The organism is Sphingobium sp. FG125 (genome assembly GCF_057809795.1).
In genome coordinates this window covers 1-16,456 of sequence record NZ_JBMDKQ010000037.1, presented here as the reverse complement: position 1 = coordinate 16,456, position 16,456 = coordinate 1, and the positions used below count along the sequence as shown (strand labels likewise).

Below are 16,456 nucleotides of genomic sequence, written 5' to 3'. Positions count from 1 at the left end.
AGCAGCCAGCAGCCAGCAGCCAGCAGCCAGCAGCCAGCAGCCAGCAGCCAGTTACAATATTTGTAATTCCGCGCAACCATTAGAACTATTTACATGCATTTTTTGCAGTCGATAGCTGTTGTGATTGCCATTTATGTCAATACACCCGCAAATTGACGGCGAAGCTACGATCATATCGTAGCTATGCAGTCGCGTGCAATCATTTAGGTTTCCGGGGGGAATTGATGTCGTGACCAATATTTATATGGCTGCAACCGCCAACTAATCACATATTTTAAAAAACTCAGATCGCCCTCCGCTAAATATTAGCGAATGGGCGCGGCATTTTATGCCGCCTGAGAACACTAAGGAAATGGTAGAAACATGCTCAAGAATTTCCAAAAATCGCTGCTTATTTCGACAGCTATTCCGGTCGCTTTTATGGCGGCTTCCGCCGCACAAGCGCGTGATGTCAGCGTGCCCGCTCCAGTCGCACCCGCGACGTCGGTGCCCGGTACCACCGTGAATGCGGCGATCGTGACTGCAATCACGGCCCCCGACGACGCAAATCTAAAGCTGACGGTGCCGTCAGCCGGTGTCGTGTTGGGCGATTCGATCGTGCTGAATCCCAACACCGGTCAAGGCGATGGCAAGATTGAATTTCTGAGCGATGGCAAGATCGGCGCGGTCGATGCAGCGACTGGTTCAGTGACCGATGGCGCAGGCGCAATCTTCAACGGCCGTGCGGCGGCTGGTGCAGCGAACAGCTTCAAAGGCACCAATAACGGCCTGATCGCTGGTGGGCTGCGCACCGTTGGCTTCGGCGGCGATGCCTCCATCACTAATGGCGGCGAAATCTATAACGGCATCACGGCATCGGGTCAGGGCAATGTGTCGATCACGACATCGGCTGCGGGCGCGGTGCGGTCGGGTAATGTCGTGGCAAGCTCGATCACGGTGGATACCGCCGCTGCGCCAGTTGATGGCGTTACAAAGACCAGCTTTGCTGGTGGGAAAGCCAGCATTGTGCAGGCCGGCGATGCGGCGGATGCTGAAGACAGCGTACGCGGCAATCTGAACGCGACCGGCCTGAATGGCGCGGAAGTGACCGTTTCCGCCAAGGCGCGCAATGTCATCGCGTCGGCCGGCGGCGTGACCGAAACGGTGGGCGGCAGCAATGCAGTGACCAGCGGCACTGTAACCACCACCACCGTCCGCAACGACGTCACGCGCGGGGGCGGATCGGCCAATGTAACTGTCGGCGGTGACGGCGATGTGGCCCTTGTCAGCGCGACCGGCATCGGGGGTGCCAGCGCAACCATTGATGGTGCGGTTGCGGGCAATGTGAATGCCAGTTCGAACGGCACTTCTACCACCTACACGGATATCAGCGTCGTCGATGGCGCCGTCCCGGTCAGCGGTTCAACAAAAACCACCAGCACTGCCGTTGGCAAAGCCGCCGACGTTTCTGTCGGCGAAGATGGCAGCGTCGGAGGTTCGGTCAGCGTAAATGGCCAAGGCAGCGCATCGACAGTGATCGACGGCACGGTTGACGGGAATGTCAGTCTTACTTCGACTGCTACAAATAATGCCTATGATTATGCTTCGACCCCCACGGGCTACACCTATAGCGACACTAATGTTGGGGCGGGCGGCGCCGCTACCGGCGCGGTCGGCGCGACCGGGACGGTCGATGGCAACTTCACAGCCATCGGGGACAATAGCGTCGTTCTGAACAATGCCGGGACGATCAAGGGCAATGTCACAGGCACGTCGCGCCGGTCTCTGACAAATTCCAGCGGCAAGGTCGGCAGTAGCACCACGACCAGCGCTACGCTGATCGAGACAACCAGCCAGAGCGAATCGACCTCACGCAGCGCAACCACCACTGGCACCGCCAGCTTCGTCAACGAAGTTGGTGGGCAAGTGCAGGGCAATGTCTCGCTGAGCGCGGGTGGTGACGTGACTTACAACAACGACGGTGTTGTATTCGGTTCGACCAGCTTGGTCAGTCAAGGCACGGACAACGCGACGACCAGCAGCAACACGACCAAGGTTTCGACCGCGATCGCGACGCCGCCCGCGCTGGATGTCGTAACGACCTCTGTCGAAGACAAATCCACGACCGTCACGACACACACCGGCGGCAATGTCACCGGCACTTATGCCAATGCCAACGGCACGCTGAATTTCGGCGTCAACGGCAATGGATCGGTAAACCAACTCGCCGACCAGGCGAGCAGCGCGACCGTTTCCGGCGTAATTTATGGTAGCCTGACGTCGCAAGCCGGCTCGGCGAACAGCCAGTCGAACAGCGAAAGCAAATCGGTTGAGGTTTTGTCGGGCGGCAACGGCACGCGCAGCCTGACCAGCGCGTCCAGTTCTTCGTCCACCACCAATGCAGGTGGCGACAGCAGCGTCACCGTCAGCGGCAAGCTGGCTGAGGGCGAGGCCGGAGTAGTGCCTTCGCTGTCCTCCTATGCCACCGGCAACAGCGGTGTCACCCTTTCGGGCACCGTCGAAGGCGGGATATATTCGAGCGCATCGGGTACTGATGTCAGCAGTGCTTCCACCCAGACGGCATCGCAGACGATCACGTCCAGCGTAGCGCGCACAGACAGTCTGGCGCGAACTGATGACTACGGCTACAATTCGGTCGGCGGTGCCTCCACCGTCGATGTTGCGGCCACGGGCAAGGCCGCCACGCTGTCTGGCAATGTCAATGCCTATGGCCAAACGGGCGCAAGCGTCACGGTTGCCAAGGGCGGCGTGGTCGGCAGCAGCGCTGACAATCCTTTTGGCGGCGTTTATGCCAATGCGGATGGCACTGACTATACCACCAAACAGGAGCGAAGCTTCACGCGCGTTCCGGCGGAGGGCACAGCAACAGCTTCCGACAAATACACCTCCAGCTATGCCACCAGCGCCGATGTAGGTGATGCAACTGTAGCAGTCGCCGGAACCGTGGCTGGCAACGCGGAAAGCTCCACCACGCGCGGAAAGGCGACGACCACCGTCACCGGCACTATCGGCGGGGACGCTGTCGCCACGGCAGCCTATGGCAACGACTATCAGTCTAGCAGCACGACTGACTATGCGGGCAAGGTAGCGGCTTCCGGTTCGACCAGCTTTGGTTCGCTGGTACCCAAGGTGTCCAAGCAAGTGAGCAGTTCCACCAGCAACAATGTCGGCGGCGCAGCTTCGATCCTGGTCGATACGGCCAGCGATCTGCAAAAGGCTGACAAGATTGGGGTATCCGGTTCGGTCTATGCAACCGGCCTCTCCTCCGCCACAGCGACGATTGCCAATGGTTCCAAAGTAAATGGCAACGTTGAAGCCTACAGCCACTTCACCAACTCGGCCAGCGAAGCGACCACGCTCTACAATAGCGCCGGTGAAGCAACCGAAAACAGCGCGTCTTACGCCACAACCTTGGCTGGCGGTGACGCTAATGTAGCGGTCGGCACCAAGAGCGAGATCGGCGGCAGCGTCTATGCCGATGGCGACAAGACGGCCACGGTCAGCAATGCCGGTATGATCGAGGGGTCTGTCATTGCCGATACCCTGCATTCGGTAGTGTCATCGACCTCGAAGAGCACCAACCTCAACAATGTCGGCCTACGCCAGGACGAAACCACCAATGCATATACCGGCATCGGTGGCGCGGCGACGGTCACCAACGCCGCAGGCGCGCTGATCGGGGGCGATGTCTATGTCGCTGGTGCGACCGGCATCCTTACCAATGGCGGCGGCATTGCGGGCACGGTGGTGTTGGGCCAATCAATCGATAATCACAGCCAAACCCAAATCGATACCGTCACCACCACCACCCAGACGGTCACGCCTGCCGAAGCACTGACAGCGCAAACCTATACGTTCGACCAGAATAACTTCCTGGGCGGCGGCGTCTATGTCGGCGATGCGACTATTACCGACCCCTTCGGTAGGGATGACGCCCCAGACATCAAGACGAGTGACGTGAAGGCAACGGTCAACCTGAATGCCGGGTCGGTCACACTGGGCAACATCGTCGGCCAGCGTGACGCTGAAACGGGTGCATTCCTGACCGATACGGTCCTGAACCTCAACGGATCGGGTTTCCTGGGGGCTGATGTCCTCAACCTCAAAACCCCGACTTCACCCACCTACACTCCCGAAGCAGTGCTGCCGAAGGAAGCACAGGAACTTGGCTTCGGTACTTATAGCACCGGTGCAGTACGTATTCTGGGCGTCAACAGCGTCAATAAGGCCGATGCGGGCACTTTCGTTCTCGATCTTGCCCCCTATATTGAGGATTCTGTAGACCTCAATCGCTGGAGTGCCGATGTCGGGTCAATCAACGTTAGTGCTGGTGAATTGCAGATCACGGGACCTGCCTATGACCCAACCGACGCAGATGGTGCCTATATCGGTATTCAGGGTAACATTGTCGTCGATGGCGGCTCACTGGTCTTCGGTCGCCGGACGTTGATCGACGGTGGCCTTGTCGGAGGCAGCATCACCTCTGCAGGCGTGGAAACGATCTCTGGCGTGCATGTTGTACTGAATGGCGACTATAGCCAGTCGGACACGGGCACGACTGTGGTCGGGGTGAGCCCGTCACTGGTGCGTTTCGCTCCGGTGTCGGTCGGCACGGCCAATGGCGGCAGCGAAGTGCTTGGGCCGATCGAAGCAGGGGCGACCGTGCCCTTCTTCACCACGCCGGCCAATGGCTTCTCCGCTCAGTCCACCCCCTCGCGTATCGACGTGACGGGCAAGGTCACTCTGAGCGGCAAGGTGCTGGTCGATGTGACTAAGGATGCAATCTATTCGGCGGGAGATGGCTATACGCTGTTCACCTATGGCGATACGGACAGCGCTGTGAGCGCGACTGTCAACCAGTCGATCAGTTCACCCTTTGTAAGCTTCGATCTGCAGAAGGATGACGCGACCAAGACCGTCAAGATCGTCGCCAAACGTGTCGGTTACGCTACTGCGGCGACTAACCCCAATGCCGTATCGGCCGCCAATGCACTGGATGCGCTGATCCCAACGATCGTCCAGAAGATCAGTGACGACGCCAATGGCGGATCGGTATTCACCACGGTGAGCGAGATCGGCCTGGTGCAGGATGCCGCGAACATCATCTCGGGTCTCGACTGGCGTCTCAGCCAAGCGGGCGCGGCGCAGGTGTTCAATGAACTGTCATCGGCGGAAATCTATGGTTCGCTGGCGGCGATCGAGCAGAATTCAGCCCTGACCGAATCGTTCGAGACCGCAGCAGCCATTGGCAGCAACGGCGTGTGGATCAATCCGGTTGGTCGCTTCGCCCGCTATGGCGACACGAATTCGGGCGCATCGAAGATTCGTGACAACAGCTATGGCGGAGCGATCGGCCTGAACCTGGGTTATGCGGACAATGGCACCTTCGGTATCGGCTTCGCCTATGCTGAACACGACATTGCCGCTCGCGGCACCCCAGAAACGGCGAAAGCCAAGACCTACTCGCTCGGCGTCAACTGGAAGCATGTCTTTGGACCGATCCAGGCCGGTGCACAGTTCGTCTATGGCTTTTCCAACTTCGACGTCACCCGCGATCTGACCGTGCTTGATCGCACGATCACGGCATCCTTCAAGGGTCGCCAGTGGGACGGCAATGTCGAACTGGGTTATGACGTGCTGGCCGGTTCGGGCGTCACTGTCCTGCCCTTTGGCAAGCTGGCGCTACGTCACTGGACGCTGGGTGGCTTCACCGAACAGGGTGGAGCAGGTATCGGCCTGACTGCCGGACGCGACTCCAAGACAGTATTCGTGCCTGAACTGGGCGTTCGCCTGGGTGCAGAACTGTCCAATGGCGGCGACGTCTCCATCCGTCCCTTCGGCAAGCTGAGCTACACCTTCCAGGGGGATGTCGGCAGCAGCCGTGAATTTGCCTTCGCGACGGGTGGAAGCCCATTCACTCTGAAGGGTGTCGATCCGAAGGGCTTCGGCTCCATTGACGGCGGAATCAGCGCACTGTTCAAAGAACGCATCGGCGTCTTTGTCCAAGGCGGTCTCAATTTCGGTGGCTCTCAGAAGGGTGCCGAAGCGCGTGGTGGCATCAACGTCCGGTTCTGACCCCCAAAGACCAAAATGAACTAACGTAGATGTTACCCAAGGGGATGGAAGCTCGCTTCCGTCCCCTTGTTCTTAAATATCCGAGGAAAGGCCATAGATGGTACGCTGAGCAACGCTTAGCGAAAGCCAAACGGTGATTTTTAACCCGATCGTCAGCGCCTGCAAGGTAACAAAGCACGAGAGACGACGATATGAGCAAGAAACCCCTTGAGGCCGCGTTGCAGGATCAACTCAACAAGCTGGCTTCACTGCCGGATGATCAGATCGATACTGTCGATACTCATGAGACTTCCCCTGAGGCTTGGCTGCATGCGCGCCGACCTGGCCTTTACAAGCCCGTCAAGAAGCCGGTCACGCTTCGGCTCGACGCCGATGTCGTGGCCTGGTTTAAGGATCACGCGGAAGGTCGAGGATACCAGACCGAGATCAATCGCGTGCTTCGTCTCTATATCACGGAAACTCGCGCCTGATCGCTTCCAAAGTGCCTTATTCCTCCGCCTGCAGGGGGAGGCGAAGTCAATGCTAGAGATGCCTATAGCGGACGGTAGGCGACGCCGATCCGGCTCTCGGCGGTATCGCGCCGGCTCAGGGTCGCGGCGATATGCCGCTCGGCCGCCGCGCGATCGGCGAAGGCTCGGGCCTGCGCCTGACCGCGCGCGCCGATCCGCCCCCAGCGGGTTTCGACGACGATCATGCCAAAGAGGTCGAGGCTGGCGGTGATGCTGTAGCGCCGGCGAATGTTGCGGGCCGGGTCGAGCGCCACCAGCTCGATCGGATCAGGCAGAGGAAGGTTCGCGCCGAACATGGCGCGGAGCCTACAAAATCAGCTTTGCGAAGTCCGACGACTTATCTGACTCAATGGCGCGTCGCTGATTCACGCGCTGAATCAATGAGGATGAGATCGGGGGCGGAAATCGCCAGATACGACCGCACGGCCTGCTCGATCGCCGGCCATCGCGCCAACGAATGGGCGGGATGCGCCAGTTGCTCCAAGCTGATCGTGCCACCGATCGACACCACCATGCGCCAGAAGCACAGCGCGCGCGGTATCCATATCCTGGGCAGGGAGGACGGTACTATCGCCATCCAGCCATGCTCATCGGGTTCGGTGAACTCGGTGGGATCGACGCTGCCGAACATCCAGTCGCCCCGTTCGGCCTGGGGCGGGGCATCGCCAAGCGCCTCGGCGCGTATCATCCGGTCGAGCAAGGCCACCAAAGTATTTCGGTCCAATTCGGTCGAAACCTCCATGCCTATTGCGCCGCCTTCACGTCGATCGTGCAGCGCACCGCCTTCTTGGCCTTGGCGGCCTTCTCGCGGCACGTCTGAATAGCCTCGCGGTTGCCATCCGCGAGCGGTGCCGCCGCGACGATCACGCCCCAGCTCTCGGGCGCGGCCGTCTGCATCAGGTGTTGCCCTGCTTCCCACGGGCTACCCTCGTCCAGAACGCGCGTCGCCAGGCGCTCGGGCCAGCGCCAGCTTGTCGGCGCGAGAAGCGCGAGCGGTATTTGCGCCAGGGCGTAGAGCAACATCCCCAACACCACGCCGCCCAATCCGGCCCACACCAGCCAGCGGTTCTGCTCGTCGCCCCGGCGCGCGGATGCTAGCCGGTTGCCGATCTCGCGGGCGGCCTTGTCCAGCCCTGCGCGTGCCTCGGCGACAAGCCGCGCGTCCTCGCGGCGCGCGCCGCTCGCCGCCGTCGCGATCTGGCTCGTCATGGAATCCGGGGTCATCGACAATAGCGGACTTTTGGCGATGGGATCGATCCGCTGGGCGAGCGCCACCAATATTTTCTCCGTGCGCTCAAGCGTCGGCTGATAATCGGGTATCTCGATGGACTCGCGCGCGGCCGTCAGTCCCTCGATGGCACTGCGCAGCAACGACACCTCGCGGCCAAGCTGGGCGAATGCCCGCGCCGCGTCATCCTCGCCCATGTCTTCGCGGTCGTCGTCCATATCCTCTCCTTACCGGCTCATCCCCAAGCCCCTGCCGAGCCCCAAATCGCGGGTCAGCTCGCGGGCAAGCTCACGGCTCTGGTTGATGCCCCTCTCAAGCCCCAACTCGCGACTACGGCCGCGCAGGAGCGATTCAACCTGGGGATCGCGCTCAAGGCTTTTCGCCATGCCCGCCATTTCCTGCCCCGCCTTTTCCCGGCCCGACATGTCGCCGGCGCGATAGAGGCGGTCCCGATCGGCGCTGAGGCCCTGCCAGCGTTCCACGAACCGATCGGCGCGCAAAGCCGGATCGACGCGCACGCGGGCTTCTCGGGCCATCGCCTCGATCATCGGGCCGCTGCGCCCCGCCGCCGCTTCGCGCAGCAATTCAGGATTGCGCTTCATCGCCTCCGTCATATCGTCCGAAGCCCCCGGCCGGAGCGTATCGAGCGCATGGATCGCGCGCTCGAGCGCGACCTTCTGATGCTCAAGGATCGGCGCACCCGATGCCCGCGCCTGCAACACCACCTCGGCCGAGCGCGAGGTCCGCTCGACAGCGCGCGCGAAGGCGCGGTCCTCGCCGCGATCGGCCCGCGCGGGCGAAGGCGTCGCCGGCGTCGCGTCGAGCTTCAACCCGTCGAACATGCCGCGCTTGGGTTTCTCGCCCTGGACACGCCCCGGCGCGGGTCGCTCGATCGGCTTCGGCTTGAATCCGTCGAACATGCCCCGCCGCGGCTGACGCTCACCCGCGGCCTTCGCCTCCTGATCGCCGCGGCTGATCGGCCGTGGATCCTCACGCACTTCGCGCGAATATCCACGGCGAGGCGCAAAGATCTCGACCCCCTGCCTCTCGGGCGCATCCGGCAAGCGGATCTCGCCCGACAACCCGCGCCGATCGGCGAAGTCACGAACCTCGGCGTCGCGGTCCCGATACATCGGATAATCCGACGCCATATCCTTCGACCGCTCGCGCGACAGGGTGCGGACAAGCTGGCGCTGATCGGCGAAGTCGTCGCGCCCGTAATGGAGCTGCACCCCGTCACGGTGTCGCGACAAGCCGACATAAGCCGAATGGCGGTCCATGCCGGGGGTGGCGAGGACGTGCGCCCGATCGACCGTCACGCCCTGCGATTTATGGATGGTCGCCGCATAGCCATGATCGACATGGGCATAGTCTTTCAGGTCGAACGCGACCGATCGACCGTCGTCGAGCCGGACCGCCATATGCTCTGGCGTAACCCGCTCGACCTTACCCAGCGTGCCGTTCTTCACCCCAAGCCCGCGCTCGTTCTTGAGGAACATGATGCGGTCGCCGCTGGCGAACTCCCGCGCGCCCCGCTCGGCCTTCACCTCCACGTCGGGACCAAGCGCAGCCGAGTCACGCAAGCGTGCGCGCGCGGCCAGGTTCAAATCGCGAACCTCGGCATTGGTGTGGGTGAGGATGATCCGGCTCTTGTCCGGATCGGCAAGGCGCTGCGCGTCCCAACCGTCCACCAGCTCGGCACGCGCCTGCTCGCGCGTGTCGGCCGCCTCGACCATCCCATGACGCTCATAGGCATGGATCGCCTCGCCGGTCCTGCCGGTCGCCAGCGCCCGCGTGGCGTCCTTCTGCCAATCCTCATGCTGTCGGCGTATCTCGCTGATCTCGGCGGCACCGTGCCGCTCGGCCAGCGCCCGGAACGCGGCACCCGCCTCGATCGCCTGCAACTGCTCGGCATCGCCGACAAGCACGACCTTGGCCCCGGCCCGTTCGGCTTCGCCAAGCACGCGCTCCATCTGGCGCGTGCCGATCATCCCGGCCTCGTCGATCACCAGCACGTCGCGCGGCCCGAGCTGCTCGCGGCCCTGCCCCCACTGATATTCGAGGCTGGCGATCGTGCGCGAGGCGATGCCCGATCCGCCTTCCAGCCCCTCGGCCGCGATCCCCGACAGGGCGGCACCGCGCACCGTGTAGCCGGCGCGCTCCCATTCGTCGCGCGCCACGCCCAGCATGGCCGACTTGCCGGTGCCGGCATAGCCGACCACGATTGAAAGATCGTTCCGGCTGGTGATATGCGCCAACGCGGCTTCCTGCTGGGTTCCCAGCACCAGGCTATCACTCCCGGTAGCGGCCACCCCCCTAACGGCCGCTGCCGGGAGACCATGCCCTCCCCGCTCTGCAAGCCTGTCAGCGGCCCGCTCAAGCCGCTGCTCGACCGCGATCATCTCGCGCGAGGTGAACCGCTCCTGCCCTTTCCCGTCCTGCCCCAGCCCCACCAGCTCGGGCGACGCCTTCACCGCGCTCATAGCGGAATCGAACTGGTCCTTGCCGTCGCTGTGCCGATGGACGAACATCGCCAGGTCGCGGGTGGTGAACGTCGCCTGTTGCCGCGTGATCGCGTCCAATGCGATCCCCGGCTCGGCAATGATCTTCTCGCCATTCGCGCGCGCGATCCGGGCATGGTCCTCGACCCGCTCGGCCTCAAGCCCCTGTTCGGGCATCCGCGATGCTGCCGGCCCGATCTTGTGCTGCGGCTCAAGCTCGATCCCCTGCGCCGCTAATGTGCGATGGTCGATCCGCGCATCAATATCGAGCGACGCAAGCCGTTCGTTGACATGATCGGCCCATGCCTCGCGCCACCCTTTCAAAAGCTCGGCGCTGTTCCACTCGCGCACCTTCTGGCCGAACCCCTCCGGCCCTACCTCGCGCATCGACAGCATGACGTGCGCGTGCGGCTTGGGCTGGCCGTCCTTGCCCATGTCCCAATGCACATTGAGGTCCGCGACCATGCCGCGTTCGACGAACTGCTTGTTCACGAAATCGCGCGCCAGCTCGACGCCCTGCGCCTGATTCATTTCGCGCGGAATTGAAAACTCAACCTCGCGGGCAAGCTGCGCGTCCTTGCGTTTCTCGCCGGCCTCGACCTCGTTCCACAAGGTCGCGCGATCGTTTAAACGCTCCGGCGCACCCTCGGGCAGCATGATTTCCGAATGGACGACACCGGCCTTGTTCGAGAAATCTTGGATACGCCCGAGTCGGTCATCGTGCAGCTCGGACGCCGAACGATAGGCGGCCGATGCAACCGCGCTCGATCCATTGGCGCGGCTGATGACCTTGGCTGAGAAATGGTAGATCGCCATGACGGCCGCTATACTGCCTTTCTTAGCGCACGTCGGCAACGACGTATAAGCGCGCACTCACACTCCCTGTCGTTCCTGTGATTGACTTCGCCGCATTTTTTGTTCGGAACGGTTCCTCGCGCGCGCGATCATGCTATCCTGCGGCTTCAGTTTTCGGGCACGAGGGAGAGAATGATGCGCAAAACGCGCGACTATGACGCGGAGCTGAAAGCCCTTGGCGACAAGGCCAGGGCGTTGAAGGTGAAGAAGGTCCAGCAGCTTGGCGAGCTTGTCACGTCCACCGGAGCCGATGCGCTCGATCTCGATACGCTGGCGGGCGCACTGCTTGCCGCTGTGGAATCGGCCAGCACGGAAGAAAAGGAGGCGTGGCGCGCGAAAGGTTCCGCCTTCTTTCAGCGGCGCGGGAAGAAAGCTCGCGGATAATGTCGCGGCGACCGCCAAGGCGATGGCGCGAACCGGGCAAGCGCTACGCCGCGTTGAAGCCGCCGCGCGCCGCACCGATACGAGAGGATGGGTCGTGCAACGCCGCGAACGAACCCGCCATCTCATAGAACTGGGCGGCCTCGTCCAGAAAGCCGGCCTGGTCGATCTCGCCGACGACGATCGCGCCACCCTCTACGGCGCTCTACTGGATTGCGCGGCCCGCGCCCGAGGCGATGATGCCGGCGACGTGCTGGCGCTCTGGAAGCGGCGCGGCAAGCGGGCGTTCGATGCGGAGGCGGTCTCGCCTGAGAGGTTGGACAATGACGGATGACGCTGTTTCGGTCTGGTGCTTCGCGGGCAAGGATATGTGGGCGCTGACCGACGACGACAGCGGCCATGCGCTCCCGGCTGAGCGGCCACAGGGCACGCGATCGGAACTAAGGGTGCAGCGGAAGGGAGAAGGCCCAATCCTCGCCTCCTGGCCGGCCCCTGCCCCCTCCACAAGGCGCTAGGGTCCGATTGGACGCTGCGCCCGCCCCACTTCCCCCTCGGAAGCCCAGCGACCGCAGGTCGCCCTGTGACGGCATCGCCGTCACGCACCAAACAGCGCATTGGCCGTTAGGCCAATTCCGCTTGCCTTGCTTTACTGTGGGGGAACGCACCTCGCTTTCCCAAAATGCCCTTGTGTTATATTGTGTTAGAATCTGTGTTACGCTGAAATAAAGTGCCGATTTTCTGTTTTGAATCAGTTAGTTATAAAATACTCTCATGGGTGATAACACGAAAGATCATGGGTGATAACACGAAAGATCATGGGTGATAACACGAAAGGAAAACAGGGGTTGTCCACAGCTCAATGGGTGAAAGCACGAAGCCTATTGGTCCATGGGTGAAAACACGATAGGTATCAGCTATGGGTGATAACACGAATCCAGATGATCGCTCCCCTCTCCTACCGGATCGTTATCCTCAGCAGGACTTTTTCGTATGCGACGTTTTCGATGCCGCTCCCAAAGGGGACATGGCCTCGATGGAGCATCCCTTATTCAGCATCTCCACCAAGCCTGATCTGACCGCGCGGGAATATCGCAACGGCTCCACCTTCGTTCGCGTGTCTCCCGGCGAGCTGGGGCTGGCGACAGTTCACGACCGGGATGTGCTGATCTATTGCATCAGCCAGCTCATGGCGGCGCTAAACTCCGGACAGCCAGTCAACCAGGTCGTGCGCTTCAAGGCCTATGACCTATTGGTGGCGACCAATCGGGGAACTGATGGCCGGGGCTATGAGCAGCTACGCAGCGCCTTTAAACGCCTTCAGGGAACGCAAATTGAAACCAATATCCTGACTGGTGGGACTGAGGCGCTGGATATTTTCAGCCTGATCGATCGTGTGAGGATCATGCGCGAAACGCGAGAAGGCCGGATGCAAGAGGTCGAGGTGCGGCTATCGGATTGGGTGTTCAACGCGATCCGTTCCAATGAAGTGCTGACCCTGAACCGCCAATATTTTCGGCTACGGAAGCCGCTGGAAAGGCGGCTATACGAGATTGCCCGCAAGCATTGCGGGTGGCCGGGCAAAGCTGTCAAATTCGGTCTGGATACGCTGCAACGCAAATGCGGGTCCAAATCGACCGACTTTGAGTTTCGGCGTCTCATCAAGACAATTGTGGACCAGGACGATGCCCATGGTCATTTTCCGGACTATGCGCTGAGCTTTGACAACACCCGCGATCAGGTGACTTTCACGCCCCGCGCGGGAAAGGCCCTGCCCCAAGAAACGCTGTTCCCTATGATCTCCAACCAGGCCCTGGAAAAGGCCCGCACGGTCGCGCCAGGATATGATGTTTACGCGCTCAAGGGTGATTATCTCGCCTTCTGGGATGACAAGGGGCAGCAACCCCTCAAGAATGCGGATGCTGCCTTTCTAGGCTGGTGCAAAAAGCGACACGAACGTAATCCATTGCGCTAGCAGTGCCAGCATGGGATCGCGGATGCGTTTTGTCATGACCCGAATTTAGCTCGCGCATCATACTTCGCCACAAGGTCGCTGATTGCCTCCCCCAATAAGTCTTGTTGTTTGCGGCGGGTCTTTGCAGCCAATACGCGGAAGGCTTCAGCGGTCGGATCATCCTGATCGAAATAGCCGCCCAAGTGATACTTGCCTGCGTTACTGTTAGGTCGCTTGGCCTCTGCCCGTACAGCATCTGCCACAGGCTGCGGGATAGTGTTTTCGTTAGCCTCGGCCTGCGGCCGCTCGATAGCGGCGGATAATAGGGATTTTCTAGCCATGTGCAGCCTTACCTTTCGTCTTCACATGTGACGGTTTGATAATTTGCAAATATTCAAATATGAAATCTCGCAAAGCTGCAATCTCTAATGCGGCCTTCCCTTCCGGCTCATGCTCAATCACGCCTAGGCCATACGGCCACGCAGCTCGAAAGCTACTACGCTCACGGATTACCGCGCGGGCAACCTGTAAGCCGGTTGCCTCGGCCAACGTGCGAGCATCGTCTAACAAGGCAGTGGCGGTTGGCGGTGCGCCATTCAGGACGACGAAGGCCTGCTTGCCGGTCGCTGTGATAAGCTGCGCGGTGCGTTTGATTGCCTCTAGGTCGATCAGGGAAGGTCGGCATGGTATCAAAACCATATCCGAACGCTGCACGGCCTCTGCTGCTTCTGCGCCTGCCGCAGGCGGTGTGTCGATGATCGCCAGCGCAAAGCCTTCGGCTTCAGCTGCATTGATCCAGGGAGATAATCTACGGGCGCTTAATGGTTCGACGTGGGGCAGTTCAGCTGTTCGCCTCTCGCTCCACGCGGTTGCGCTTTCCTGCGGATCGAGGTCGATCAGAGCAGTTTTGATCCCTCCGGCCTGGGCGGCAACAGCTAGATTAACGGCCAGGGTTGTTTTTCCTGCACCGCCTTTCTGCGCTGCAATCGTGATAATTTTCATGTTTGCAAACTTTCAGGGATGAATTATTGATAGTTTGCCGATTTGAAGCGGCGCGTCAACATTCAGGAAAGCAGGCGGCTACGCGATGCCGAATGCATCGCGGATTGCCGCAACGAAAATATCAGCCTGCCCGACTGCCCATACGGCGTCATCGTCGCTGACAGGATCACCCGTGTAATCAGCGAGCAGGCGGAGACGCTCGACCTTGTTAAGCGAACTGCCGAGTTCTGACGCGACGTGTCCGCCAAGGACAAGATGCTGACCGAAGGCCGCAATCAATCCTCTATGGGTTTTGGTAGCGGAAGCGGTTTCCGCGACGTTGGCAGAACGGAGCGCCGCGTGAGCGGCGTCGAACATGGCATAATAAGCGCGGTTACAAGCGCCATCAGCATCACCACCGGCAAGCAATTGATGCGCGCTTGCCAAGGCTTGAGCCGCCTTCCGCATATAGGATGCCGGTGTGACGGGCTTGCTCACAGGGCTACCCCTTCACGCTGGATCGTGCGGATCAGGGCGGGATTGCTGAATTGTTCAGGGTTTTCCATTTCGTCGCCCCACAGCGGCAGGGCTTCGACCAGGATTCCGGTTTCCAGCATTACGTCGAACGCGATGCCCGCCATGTCGATTGCCGTGGTTGACCGTTTGCCGTGTTCGCCTTTCAGCACCACGGCAATATCAGCGTCACTTGTCGCGTTGTGTGTGCGACGGGCGCGGCTTCCGAACAGAATGGCGCGATCAACGGCGTAGCGGCCTGATATGCGGCTCATGAACACCCGCGCTGCGCGCTCAGTATCCGAATCCAATGGTGGTTGGGCCTTTGCGGGGATGAGCTTGTTCCCAAGGCGGGATATGGTGCTTTGGCTGACGTTGAACCGGCGCGCGAGATCCGCTTGCGTTGCGCTGCCATCGGCCAGCGCGCGCAGGGCTTCGGTGCGTTGATGGGCGGTGAGCATTGGCGGGCGTCCCATATGCTGTCCGCGCGCCACGGCGCGGGCGCGCCCCTCCCCTGTCCGCGTAACGATCAGCTCGCGCTCAAACTCGGCCAGCCCGCCCAGCACCGTCAGCATTAAGCGGCCATGTGGGGTTGTGGTATCGGCCCACGGATCACCGAGCGAGCGGAACAACGCCCCTGCCCTTGCCACCGTGTCGAGAATGTTGAGCAGATCGCGCGTTGAGCGCGCCAGTCGGTCGAGACGGGTAACGATCAGCGTATCCCCTGCTCCCAGCACCTTGAGCGCCTTCGCCAGCTCCTTGCGATCGCTCTTTATGCCACTCGCGGTTTCGTGGAACACCTTCGCAGCCCCAGCGGCGACAAGTGCCGCTCGCTGTGCATCGAGAGTCTGGCCGTCTGTTGAGACGCGGGCATAGCCATAAATGGTCATGCCCAAACTATAACCGAAATGCCCTTCTTTATGCAAATATCTTTCGCATACCCGAGAGCCGCAGATTTAGGTGGTTTTCCGACTTATGCAAAACTTGTGATTTTTGGATCAAGCAAACCTCACTCAATAAAATTTGGCGTGCCAACCTCATATTATTAATTAATTTAATTTTTTATCTTTATTATTTTAACTCTTCTGTCTGTTTTGCATTCCTCAGTATATATTTTCCCTTCTTCAGTTAAGGATTTTATTTTTAAATAAAACCCCCTGTTTGATATATTTAGAAAACTCATTAGATTTTTTGTAGAAAGCCCGCCGTGCTTTTCCAAAAGAATGAGAATTTTAGCCTCTTCCCTAAGGAGATCTATTCCGTATTTTTTTTTAAAACTTTTGCTAGCTTCAATTATATTGAAATTATCTATGTTGGTCATTTGCGGTAACCTTGTAAATTACAGGAATATTTGCGACCCGCCAAAGACAACTAAAGTCTCTGCAATACCCCCCAAAGATGCCGCCAAGCAGCCAGCAGCCAGCAGCCAGCAGCCAGCAGCCAGCAGCCAGCAGCCAGTTAC

At 60.4% G+C, this 16,456-nt stretch carries 14 protein-coding genes; 5 read left to right on the top strand and 9 right to left on the bottom strand.

Annotation, left to right across the window (positions count from 1 at the left end; all coding sequences use genetic code 11):
- Nucleotides 1–516: 516 nt before the first annotated feature.
- Together ACODSR_RS20380 and ACODSR_RS20375 are read left to right on the top strand one after the other, a co-directional pair.
- Nucleotides 517–6,075 carry an autotransporter domain-containing protein gene (locus tag ACODSR_RS20380; protein WP_489078369.1) on the top strand — a complete coding sequence of 1,853 codons (5,559 nt, stop codon included), beginning with the start codon at nt 517–519 and terminating at the stop codon, nt 6,073–6,075.
- A gap of 191 nt (nt 6,076–6,266) precedes the next feature.
- A complete protein-coding gene (locus tag ACODSR_RS20375; protein ID WP_021317602.1) occupies nt 6,267–6,545 on the top strand; it encodes a BrnA antitoxin family protein in 279 nt (92 codons plus the stop codon).
- A 62-nt stretch (nt 6,546–6,607) separates the two neighbouring features.
- Here ACODSR_RS20375 and ACODSR_RS20370 read toward each other — a convergent pair whose 3' ends face one another.
- The 4 genes from ACODSR_RS20370 to traA are packed head-to-tail and all read right to left on the bottom strand — an operon-like array spanning nt 6,608 to nt 11,129.
- Entirely contained in the window at nt 6,608–6,880 is a 273-nt protein-coding gene (locus tag ACODSR_RS20370; protein ID WP_021238845.1) for a WGR domain-containing protein, read from the bottom strand.
- A gap of 50 nt (nt 6,881–6,930) precedes the next feature.
- Nucleotides 6,931–7,326 (bottom strand): hypothetical protein, encoded by a 396-nt coding sequence (locus ACODSR_RS20365; RefSeq protein ID WP_030092288.1) that lies wholly within the window; start codon nt 7,324–7,326, stop codon nt 6,931–6,933.
- 2 nt (nt 7,327–7,328) lie between these two features.
- Nucleotides 7,329–8,030 carry a DUF6118 family protein gene (locus ACODSR_RS20360; RefSeq protein WP_021238843.1) on the bottom strand — a complete coding sequence of 234 codons (702 nt, stop codon included), beginning with the start codon at nt 8,028–8,030 and terminating at the stop codon, nt 7,329–7,331.
- A gap of 9 nt (nt 8,031–8,039) precedes the next feature.
- The gene (gene traA / locus ACODSR_RS20355) at nt 8,040–11,129 is read right to left on the bottom strand and encodes a Ti-type conjugative transfer relaxase TraA (RefSeq protein WP_021238842.1); all 3,090 of its coding nucleotides are present in this window, start codon (nt 11,127–11,129) and stop codon (nt 8,040–8,042) included.
- A gap of 174 nt (nt 11,130–11,303) precedes the next feature.
- Here traA and ACODSR_RS20350 point away from each other — a divergent pair, with 174 nt between their 5' ends.
- From ACODSR_RS20350 to ACODSR_RS20340, 3 genes are all read left to right on the top strand, one after another.
- Nucleotides 11,304–11,552, top strand: coding sequence for a conjugal transfer protein TraD (locus tag ACODSR_RS20350; protein ID WP_030092294.1), 249 nt, complete (start codon nt 11,304–11,306; stop codon nt 11,550–11,552).
- Nucleotides 11,553–11,646: 94 nt separating this feature from the next.
- Nucleotides 11,647–11,883: a conjugal transfer protein TraD gene (locus ACODSR_RS20345; protein ID WP_021238840.1), complete on the top strand. Its 237-nt coding sequence runs from the start codon at nt 11,647–11,649 to the stop codon at nt 11,881–11,883.
- 582 nt (nt 11,884–12,465) lie between these two features.
- Nucleotides 12,466–13,521 carry a replication initiator protein A gene (locus tag ACODSR_RS20340; protein WP_030092293.1) on the top strand — a complete coding sequence of 352 codons (1,056 nt, stop codon included), beginning with the start codon at nt 12,466–12,468 and terminating at the stop codon, nt 13,519–13,521.
- Between the two features lie 32 nt (nt 13,522–13,553).
- Here ACODSR_RS20340 and ACODSR_RS20335 read toward each other — a convergent pair whose 3' ends face one another.
- The 5 genes from ACODSR_RS20335 to ACODSR_RS20315 all read right to left on the bottom strand — a co-directional run bounded on the left by ACODSR_RS20335 (nt 13,554) and on the right by ACODSR_RS20315 (nt 16,315).
- A complete protein-coding gene (locus ACODSR_RS20335; protein WP_021238836.1) occupies nt 13,554–13,841 on the bottom strand; it encodes a ribbon-helix-helix domain-containing protein in 288 nt (95 codons plus the stop codon).
- On the bottom strand, nt 13,834–14,502 hold the full coding sequence (locus ACODSR_RS20330) for a ParA family protein (protein ID WP_066564817.1): 669 nt from the start codon (nt 14,500–14,502) through the stop codon (nt 13,834–13,836). Before ACODSR_RS20330 ends, ACODSR_RS20335 begins: the two co-directional genes overlap by 8 nt.
- A 78-nt stretch (nt 14,503–14,580) precedes the next feature.
- A complete protein-coding gene (locus tag ACODSR_RS20325) occupies nt 14,581–14,979 on the bottom strand; it encodes a HEPN domain-containing protein (RefSeq protein WP_221214802.1) in 399 nt (132 codons plus the stop codon).
- Complete coding sequence (locus ACODSR_RS20320) at nt 14,976–15,884, bottom strand: recombinase family protein (RefSeq protein WP_021317600.1); 909 nt, start codon at nt 15,882–15,884, stop codon at nt 14,976–14,978. The genes ACODSR_RS20325 and ACODSR_RS20320 overlap by 4 nt, the downstream gene beginning before the upstream one ends.
- Before the next feature lie 164 nt (nt 15,885–16,048).
- The gene (locus tag ACODSR_RS20315; protein ID WP_145907851.1) at nt 16,049–16,315 is read right to left on the bottom strand and encodes an HTH domain-containing protein; all 267 of its coding nucleotides are present in this window, start codon (nt 16,313–16,315) and stop codon (nt 16,049–16,051) included.
- Between the last annotated feature and the right edge of the window lie 141 nt (nt 16,316–16,456).

Bases quoted from the DNA above. Each gene is read 5' to 3' on its own strand.
- ACODSR_RS20375 (WP_021317602.1), top strand. From the start codon at position 6,267: ATGAGCAAGAAACCCCTTGAGGCCGCGTTGCAGGATCAACTCAACAAG.
- ACODSR_RS20370 (WP_021238845.1), bottom strand. From the start codon at position 6,880: ATGTTCGGCGCGAACCTTCCTCTGCCTGATCCGATCGAGCTGGTGGCG.
- ACODSR_RS20365 (WP_030092288.1), bottom strand. From the start codon at position 7,326: ATGGAGGTTTCGACCGAATTGGACCGAAATACTTTGGTGGCCTTGCTC.
- ACODSR_RS20360 (WP_021238843.1), bottom strand. From the start codon at position 8,030: ATGGACGACGACCGCGAAGACATGGGCGAGGATGACGCGGCGCGGGCA.
- traA (WP_021238842.1), bottom strand. From the start codon at position 11,129: ATGGCGATCTACCATTTCTCAGCCAAGGTCATCAGCCGCGCCAATGGA.
- ACODSR_RS20350 (WP_030092294.1), top strand. From the start codon at position 11,304: ATGCGCAAAACGCGCGACTATGACGCGGAGCTGAAAGCCCTTGGCGAC.
- ACODSR_RS20340 (WP_030092293.1), top strand. From the start codon at position 12,466: ATGGGTGATAACACGAATCCAGATGATCGCTCCCCTCTCCTACCGGAT.
- ACODSR_RS20335 (WP_021238836.1), bottom strand. From the start codon at position 13,841: ATGGCTAGAAAATCCCTATTATCCGCCGCTATCGAGCGGCCGCAGGCC.
- ACODSR_RS20330 (WP_066564817.1), bottom strand. From the start codon at position 14,502: ATGAAAATTATCACGATTGCAGCGCAGAAAGGCGGTGCAGGAAAAACA.
- ACODSR_RS20320 (WP_021317600.1), bottom strand. From the start codon at position 15,884: ATGACCATTTATGGCTATGCCCGCGTCTCAACAGACGGCCAGACTCTC.
- ACODSR_RS20315 (WP_145907851.1), bottom strand. From the start codon at position 16,315: ATGACCAACATAGATAATTTCAATATAATTGAAGCTAGCAAAAGTTTT.